This window comes from Vibrio sp. 1CM24A (assembly GCF_023161725.1).
In the GTDB taxonomy this organism is placed as follows: domain Bacteria; phylum Pseudomonadota; class Gammaproteobacteria; order Enterobacterales; family Vibrionaceae; genus Vibrio; species Vibrio coralliirubri.
The window spans coordinates 971,494-977,529 of sequence record NZ_JALNTS010000001.1 but is presented as its reverse complement, the minus strand read 5'-3'; the positions used below and the strand labels follow the sequence as shown (position 1 = coordinate 977,529).

Annotated in this window: 5 protein-coding genes; 1 reads left to right on the top strand and 4 read right to left on the bottom strand. The window is 40.7% G+C overall.

Annotated features, from left to right (window positions below):
* Nucleotides 1-370: 370 nt before the first annotated feature.
* Nucleotides 371-1,783 (bottom strand): phosphoethanolamine transferase, encoded by a 1,413-nt coding sequence (locus MSG38_RS04115; protein ID WP_248401069.1) that lies wholly within the window; start codon nucleotides 1,781-1,783, stop codon nucleotides 371-373.
* A 70-nt stretch (nucleotides 1,784-1,853) separates the two neighbouring features.
* On the opposite strand from MSG38_RS04115, the gene MSG38_RS04110 reads away from it, so the two are divergent.
* Entirely contained in the window at nucleotides 1,854-2,708 is an 855-nt protein-coding gene (locus tag MSG38_RS04110) for a glycerophosphodiester phosphodiesterase family protein (RefSeq protein WP_061038558.1), read from the top strand.
* 87 nt (nucleotides 2,709-2,795) lie between these two features.
* Here the strand turns inward: MSG38_RS04110 and MSG38_RS04105 are convergent, their stop codons facing one another.
* The 3 genes from MSG38_RS04105 to MSG38_RS04095 all read right to left on the bottom strand — a co-directional run bounded on the left by MSG38_RS04105 (nucleotide 2,796) and on the right by MSG38_RS04095 (nucleotide 6,023).
* The gene (locus MSG38_RS04105) at nucleotides 2,796-4,118 is read right to left on the bottom strand and encodes a CoA-disulfide reductase (protein ID WP_248401068.1); all 1,323 of its coding nucleotides are present in this window, start codon (nucleotides 4,116-4,118) and stop codon (nucleotides 2,796-2,798) included.
* A 77-nt stretch (nucleotides 4,119-4,195) separates the two neighbouring features.
* The gene (locus MSG38_RS04100) at nucleotides 4,196-5,602 is read right to left on the bottom strand and encodes a cation:dicarboxylase symporter family transporter (RefSeq protein ID WP_017102501.1); all 1,407 of its coding nucleotides are present in this window, start codon (nucleotides 5,600-5,602) and stop codon (nucleotides 4,196-4,198) included.
* A gap of 37 nt (nucleotides 5,603-5,639) precedes the next feature.
* The gene (locus tag MSG38_RS04095) at nucleotides 5,640-6,023 is read right to left on the bottom strand and encodes a RidA family protein (protein WP_017111552.1); all 384 of its coding nucleotides are present in this window, start codon (nucleotides 6,021-6,023) and stop codon (nucleotides 5,640-5,642) included.
* Nucleotides 6,024-6,036 lie beyond the last annotated feature (13 nt).

Here is a 6,036-nt window from a genome sequence, read left to right as displayed (position 1 = left end):
TGGTCGAAAGCACCGGTCTTGAAAACCGGCAACCGTTAATAGCGGTTCTAGGGTTCAAATCCCTATCCCTCCACCACCATTGAAAAGCCCGCTGAGAAATCAGCGGGCTTTTTTTCGTTTTAACGTTTCAAACCTTTATATATCCAGTCAAATAGTGAACTTTCAGTTATTCACTCACCGATACTATAAGAGCTCCTAAATCATCTTATTAGGTTGGTTACCAACAAGGTCAATGAATGTCTTATATAAGTGACATTTAACTGATATCAGCTTACACAGAGCGAAATAAGAGTCAGATTAATGTTAGGAAGCCGATATTTACTACGTAACCTTTGATGATTCATGATTTTTTAGTAACAGAGCTACTCGCTTAGTCGATTTTTCTTACCTTGAACTCACTCGTTAACACTGAGTCATACTCCTTTCCTATATACTCGGTATTGAAGATACTTTTGTTTTGCTCTGTCTGTTCTGAAGATATTCCTACCCATTGTGCAAATGTGTCTGAAAAGTCTCTTAGGTTATATTTAACCGAATGTATTTTCGTTTCTTGTGGATCATTACTCATTGCTATGAAAGGTACTTCTACTGCCTGCCTTGAAAAATGTGAGCCAGTTCCGTGAATCAGATACGGTGGAACGTTTACAGATGTTAGGCCATGGTCAGAAAAATAAATGATTTTATATGTTTTATCATGCATCGTGAGTAGGTCTCTAAGCTTCTCTATAAAAGCCACGCCATAAGCCACTGATTTTGAATAGCATGCTAGATACTTGTTATCGGAGGCTTTTAGTGAAATTTCTTCATCAAATCTTTTACAAAAATCATAATGTGACCCCATGGTGTGGATGAAAATCACTTTTGGCCTTTTAGTTTCTTCACGAATCGCCTTGATCACTTCTGGTAGGAGAATGTTATCGGGTTCGGCTTTATCATAAGACGTATTCTTATAATATTGGTAATGTGCCCTACTCGCGATTGCGGATACCTGTGTCTCGTATTGCCCGATCTTAGCTTGATTTGATATCCAATAAGTTTTCATTCCAGCATCATTAGCAAGATCTATCACATTTAAGTTTTTATCATGCCTGTTTACATCTAGGCTCTTTGATAATATTCGAGGGACTGAGAAATATGTAACAACGGATGGGGAAATAACACCATTAAATATGGCTGCGCCTTTTATATTTCCATTCTCTTCGTTATACGATGGGTAGTAATTTTTAATAACAGATTCACCAATATTTACGATGTAAATATCCTTTAATACTTTATTTGTATGAACATTCTCCCATTTTGAAGAGATTACTGATTTCCCCCCCTCGAGAAGAGACAGCTCATAATATAAAGAAATAGGTTTAATAACTGTAATTAGCCCTAAAAAACTAAACCACACTTCATGATGGATTGTTTTTAAGTATTCTTCATTGAGGTATGTCGTCTTTTTATTATCATGTAAGCTATAAAATTTGGTGATTAATATACTGGAAAATAATATCAACATAATTAATGAAAATGACTTACCAACCTTTCTTAAGGTAATGTGAAATGATAGAAAAACCAGAATGAAAAATACAATTACCTTTAAATATGTTACGGCGCTAATGCTTTTTATATGTTCAAGAACTTCACCTCGATTAGACTCTAAAACCGACCCTAAGACACCTAAGTCTAAGCTTAGAGAGTTTAATCTTAAGTAGAAATCAAAAGTCATTATTACCGTGAGAAGAAGAAATACAAATCTATTACCGACAAATGCTATTATAGTTGCTATAAATAACATGTTTAAACTCAATATTGACAGGGTAAACCACACATTATCATCAGCCCCAGTTCTCAACAGGTAAAATGTCATGATACTTAAAGGAATCAGAGTCTTAATTTCAATATTTTGTCTAGTTCTCATATGTTTTTGGGTAGCTTTTGTTATCGGCCCTTCGATGAGTGTAGTCATTGATGTATGGAGAGGCAATGTACAGGCATACCCAAATGAACATAATAATATCTCTGAAATTATCGTTAATTCTGGTGGTTTGATCGCACATGCCGGTGGGGGAATCAATGGATTAAAATATACAAACTCGTTAGAAGCGATGGAGCAATCAATTGAACATGGTTTCAAGATGATAGAGTTAGATCTACTTATCTCATCGGATGGAAGGATTGTTGCTGTTCATGATTGGAAGTCTTTTCATGAAATGACAAATTCTAATAATACTGGGTCTATTAGCTATAAAGAGTTTGAATCAAAGATAATTTATGATAAATATAAAACATTAAATATATTTACAGCTATTGATGTTCTAGATGAAAATGACGTGGTGTTAGTTACGGATAAAATAAAAAATCTTGCCTTGCTTTCAAAATATATAATAGATAAAGATAAATCTATTATCGAAGTATTCAGTATAGATAAATATAATGAAGCAATAGAGTTAGGTTTTAATAATGTCGCATTAAATATAGATCTAAATACACCATTTATTCTTGAGTGGATTGATTTAAATAAAATTAGGGCTGTGACGTATCGGGGTGATAACCTTGGCTCGCTTGGGAGTGAGTATAAGAAGGCGATAGAACTAAGCAACATGGGGGTTTCTTCCATGATCTATTCGACAAATGATTTAGACTTGGATGGTATTAAAGCTTCTGGAATCGGGAATTTTGCGTTATATGTCGACTTTGTTCTTCCATCAGATGAACTATAAGATCGTAGGTTATCTAAAAAGCAGAGCTTAATCGCTCTGCTTTGATGTTGAAATGAATATTCTTTGGGACTAGTACAATCAGTTCGCTTACTTAGCGACGTTACCTGCCACGTTTAGAGCATCCCATGTGCGTGAAAATGGGGGAGCGTAACAGAAATCCATGTAGCCTAATTGTTGTGTGGTCATCTTAGCGGTGATAGCAACTGCTAGTGCGTTAATACGGCCAACCGCTCCTTTCTTACCTACGATCTCACCACCTAGAAGAACTTTAGTCTCTGGGTGATAAACCAACTTCACCTTAATGTCTTCTTGGCCTGGGTAGTAATCCGTTTGGTTCTTATCTGAAATCGTTGATACTTTCACATCTAAGCTATGTTCTTTCGCCAGAAGTTCAGATACGCCGGTACATGCCAGTTCGTAATCGAGTACTTTCAAACAAGACGACCCCAAGAAGCCCGTCATGTAAGTGTCTTTTCCTGCTAGCTTGTCTGCCATCATGCGTGCTTGTTTGTTGGCTGTAGTTGCAAGAGGAACATAAACGGGTTTACCTAATGCCATATGATGGACGACGGCACAGTCACCTACAGCATGGATGTAAGCATCTTCAGTGGCACCATATTCATTCACCAACAACGCGCCATTTGCGGCTTTTGGTAGTTCGAATACTTCAGTGTTTGGTTTGAAGCCGAGTGACAGGATCACGACATCAGCTTCTACATTACCGTTATCGGTTTCTACGATGTAACCACCTTGCTCGGCATCGCGAATCGCAGATACGCTGCAACCGGTTTTTAGCTCTGCACCGGATTCACGAATTGCACCTTCAACTACTTCAATGATCTCTGGGCTGAACTGACGGCTCATGATGTGTGGTTCACGTTCGATAATCGTCACGTGCTTATCTAAGCCATGTGCTGCATCAAAGACTTCCAGCCCGATAAAGCCTGCACCGATGACACACACGCGTTGTTTACTATCATTTTTAAGTGCTTGTTTGACAGCTAAGCCATCTTCCATGCTTGTTAGTGTGTATACGTGTTCTGAATTGTATTCACCGAATGAGGGAACGATCGGACGAGCGCCTGTCGCAATCACCAACATATCGTAATCGATAGTGCTCTCTACGTTTTGGTGACGCACCGTAATCTGTTTTTCAGTGCGGTCGAACGACACCATTTCCGTTTCTACACGAACATCTAAACCAGATTTGATGGCTTGTTCTGGCGTACGAGAGATCATTCGCTTGGTGTCATCAAACATGCCGCCTGCAAAGTAAGGTAAGCCACAGGCTCCGAAAGAGATGTAGCTACGCTTATCTAAAACGATGACTTCGTCTGATGGTTGATTACGTTTGTATTTTGCTGCGAAACTCATACCCGCGGCGCTACCACCTATAACAACAACTTTCATATTTACTACCTAAATAACCTGAACTCAGGAAAAACAGAAGAGCACTCACGTGGAGTGCTCTTAATTAAGTTTGAGAATTATACTGCTGCTTCTTTTGATACTGTCGCTGTAACGTCAGCGTCGTATTGTTCAGTATCCAATGAGCCATTCTTCTTCGCTGTAAGAACGCCTGACAACATAGAGCCTGAGATGTTCAGCGCTGTACGAGCCATGTCAATTAACGCTTCGATAGACACTAGAATCGCGACTACTGTGATGTCTAGACCCATGATGGTCAGTACCGCTACTGCTGCGAATGTTGCACCGCCACCAACACCTGCGATACCGAATGAAGCAATTGCGATAACAGCGATCAGTTGTAGGATGAAGCTTAAGTCTACAGGCATACCCATGACTTGTGCCGCCATAATAGCGAGCATTGCTGGGTAGATACCTGCACAACCGTTTTGACCGATACTGGTACCAAATGTCGCTGACATGTTTGCTGTTTCTTCGTCGACACCTAGGCGTTGAGTTTGTGTTTCAACGTTTAGTGGGATAGCTGCCATGCTTGAACGAGAACCGAAGCCGAACACCAATACTGGCCAGATTTTCTTCATGAACTTAGCAGGAGAAAGACCGAACATGGACACCATGACGAAGTGGATGCCGAACATAACGCCAATTGCTACGTAGCTTGCTAGAAGGAAGCGTCCCATCTCTGCAAGTGCGAACAGGTCGTTGGTCATCATGAACGTAGTCATCAGAGCGAATACACCGTAAGGCGTTAGCTTCAGAATTTCACGTACCATTGAAAGCACCACTTCTTTTGCAGAGTTGATGAAATCAACGAAGTTTTGCACTTTCTCTGGCTTACGGTTTTTCACTTGAAGGATACAGTAACCAAGGAACATACCGAACAGTACAGTTGATAGCGTAGAAGTACGTTGAGAACCCGTTAGCATGTCAAAGATGTTGGTTGGAATGATAGACAGAGCCATACCAGACAGACCACTGCTCGCCATTGCATCTTGTGTTGCTACCAGTGAATCGCCGCGAGCTTCAATCGCGCTGTTTGTGCCGATTGTGCTTACTAGCGCGTTTGCATCGATACCAAATAGGTAAATACTTGCGATACCAACGGCAGCTGAGATTGCACAAGTGAAAAGTAGAATACCGATGATTTTTGGTGCGATACGAGATAGCGCACCGCCGCCTTCAACGTTCATGATCGAAGAGATCATCGCCACGAATACCAGTGGGATAACGATCATTTGTAGAAGTTTGATGTAGCCTTTACCGAACACCGAAATCAGTTCAGCAAAGCCAGATGTCGCAACGTTGCCGACACCGAAAACAAGTTGAATTGCGCCACCGAACAGCAAGCCAGCAGCAAGCGCACTCAGTACGCGGAAGTTAAAACTTTTCTTTTGCTTTTTGAAGTTCGACAGCAGTGCGTAGAACCCAAAGAACAGTACGCTTAATGCGATAAATGAAACGCTCATGAGAATCTCCTATGATACCCATTAATACCTAAGTCGGTTATTTTTTGTATGCGATGGCTTCAACTTCAACCAGTGCGTCTTTTGGTAGTCGTGCTGCTTCAACACAAGAGCGAGCAGGTGCGTTCTCTGTACCAAACACCTCTGTGTACACTTCGTTAAAGGCAACGAAGTTCTCCATGTCTGATAGGAAGCAGGTTGTCTTAAGCACTGTGTCCAGTCCCGCATTACTCGCTTCTAATACAGCTTTTAAGTTTTCTAGCGACTGACGAGCCTGCTCTTTGATGCCGCCCTCAACAAACTGCATCGTTTCTGGAACGAGAGGTAATTGGCCTGATGTATAAACCATGTCGCCGTAAGACGTACCTTGTGAGTAAGGGCCGATAGCTGCAGGTGCTTGTTCAGTGGCAATGATCTGTTTCACGATGTAACTCCTA